The following is a 2,263-nucleotide window of genomic DNA, read 5'->3' on the forward strand; positions in this document are numbered from 1 at the left end:
GATCAGTGATCATAAAACAAGCAAACAGTACTTCTATTATAATTCAGCACTTTACAAGTCGGACTATGCTCCTTATTATACCGCCCACAACGGAGAGATGGCTGAGTGGTTGAAAGCACCGGTCTTGAAAACCGGCATACGTTAATAGCGTATCTAGGGTTCAAATCCCTATCTCTCCGCCACTTATTTAGAGAGCTCGCATTTATTGCGAGCTCTCGTCGTTTTAGCTCTTACAAAAACGAGATTTAGAAATCCTCGCTCGTAAGCGAATCCAGCACTTCACTATATTCCAGTTAAAAGCCCGCTAATGTTTAGCGGGCTTTTAACTTCGATTTTCTAAAGTTTAAGCAAACTTCTTAATCATTTCAGACAGGTCATTGGTGCAATTTTGCACTTTGGTGTTCATATGATTCGTTTCAGTCATCAGTTCATACGATTCACTGTACTTTAAATTAAGCGACTGGATGTTTTCATTTATTTCATCCGTTACATAAACCTGCTCTTCTATCGCGACCGCAATTTGTTGGTTTCGTTCGACGACGTCCTGAACAAGGGACTCCAGTTGTTGAATGCTATCCAAAGCAGTACTTAGCAATGTTACCGTTCCGGTCGACATTTCATTACCTTTCTCTAACGCAGAAACCGCTGATTTGCTCCCATTTTGAATCCCTTCAATGGCCGATTTAATCTCTGTTGTCGATTCCTGAGTTCTTTTAGCTAAGGTTCTCACTTCATCTGCTACAACGGCAAACCCTCTGCCTTGTTCGCCTGCCCTCGCGGCTTCAATTGCAGCGTTCAACGCTAATAAATTAGTTTGTTCGGCAATACCATTGATGACTTCAACAACGGTTCCAATTTGCTCGGTTTGTTGGTTCAAACGTATGACCACTTTAGATATTTCGCCGAGCTCACCCACCAGCTCTAGTACCGATTGGTTAACATTATCGATAACGCTACGGCTGTCTATCATCGTATTTTGCGCTTCTAACGTAGCCTCGGCGGTCGCTTGAGCATTATTTGATATCTCAGATGAAGAGGCTTGCATCTCGTTGACCGCTGTTGCGACCGAGTCAATCTCCACTTTCTGTGCGCTTAAGTTCTCCGTCACTTGCTGGCTATTTGTCGCAGCACTGTTAGCACTTGCGCGCGTTTCTTCGCAAGAGTCTTTTACAGACACGCCAACGCGCCCCAATAGCGCATTGGCAAATTGCTTACGCATCTTCATACCCAGCTCAATCTCAGCCAGATCGTTGATTCTTCCGCAATAAATATATTCCATAAGTGGATTGTTGAAGTCTTGCCTAGCCTGTTTAGCGAGCTTTTCAACTGGTCTGGTTAATACATAAATAGAGAAAACGGAAAGTAACGCAACAACGCTAAACGCTATCACTGGTGATTGATTCATTTGTAGAGTGAGTAAGCCAAGAAGGTTTGAAATTAAAAGGAAGAAGGCCGATCTCATCCACAAACGTGTACGAGGAAGATACATTTTCCACGGCTTACGATTATTTCGAAGCTTCGAATACGCTTTTTCCGCTCGCTGGATGTGTATACGCTCAGGTTTAAATCTCACTGATTGGTATTCCACAACTTCACCATTAGATTTTATAGGAGAAGCAAACGCGTCAACCCAATAATAGCCGCCGTTTTTACGTCGATTTTTGACCATTCCCATCCAGTGTTTGCCAGTTTTCAGGTGAGTCCATAAATCTTTAAAAGCCTGTTTTGGCATATCAGGATGACGCACAACATTGTGGGGTTTACCGATAAGCTCCCCTTCATCAAACCCCGCTACTTCATTAAAGTTTTCACTGGCATATTTGATGTAACTGGAGGTATCGGTAATGGAAACTAGGCTGTAACTCGAGGGGTAATCGTATTCCGTTTCACTCATAAACATGTGTCCTTACATTGATTAATTAACAAACGGCAAATATGAACTTATCAGCATAACATTCACATGCATAATGATAGGTTGATTCAAAAATAAAACAAAATTATTGACAAGCTTACTTGTTACTTAATGACTCTAGTCGCATTTTTATCCTCTAATACAAGGCTTCGTTGATATGCACAAGACTGAGCACTGTTCAAAATTAATACACAAAAGCGCTTCCGTACTGAGTTCGTAAATTGTTATAAGTAATCCACTAAAACGAAAACAAGGAAGACAAACACAATGACTATTCACTTTCGTCAGCTTGCAGCTAAGAGAAACACGACACACTTGTTTATTGACGATTGGAAAATTAACACTCAGCAG

At 41.5% G+C, this 2,263-nt stretch carries 1 protein-coding gene and 1 tRNA gene; one reads left to right on the forward strand and one right to left on the reverse strand.

Annotation, left to right across the window (positions count from 1 at the left end; all coding sequences use genetic code 11):
* Positions 1–91: 91 nt before the first annotated feature.
* A tRNA-Ser gene (locus IQR33_RS10860) sits at positions 92–182 on the forward strand.
* A 161-nt stretch (positions 183–343) separates the two neighbouring features.
* On the opposite strand, the gene IQR33_RS10865 is transcribed toward IQR33_RS10860, so the two are convergent.
* A complete protein-coding gene (locus IQR33_RS10865) occupies positions 344–1,894 on the reverse strand; it encodes a PAS domain-containing methyl-accepting chemotaxis protein (protein WP_193837755.1) in 1,551 nt (516 codons plus the stop codon).
* Positions 1,895–2,263 lie beyond the last annotated feature (369 nt).

Source organism: Vibrio sp. OPT46 (assembly GCF_015163535.1).
GTDB lineage: Bacteria > Pseudomonadota > Gammaproteobacteria > Enterobacterales > Vibrionaceae > Vibrio > Vibrio alginolyticus.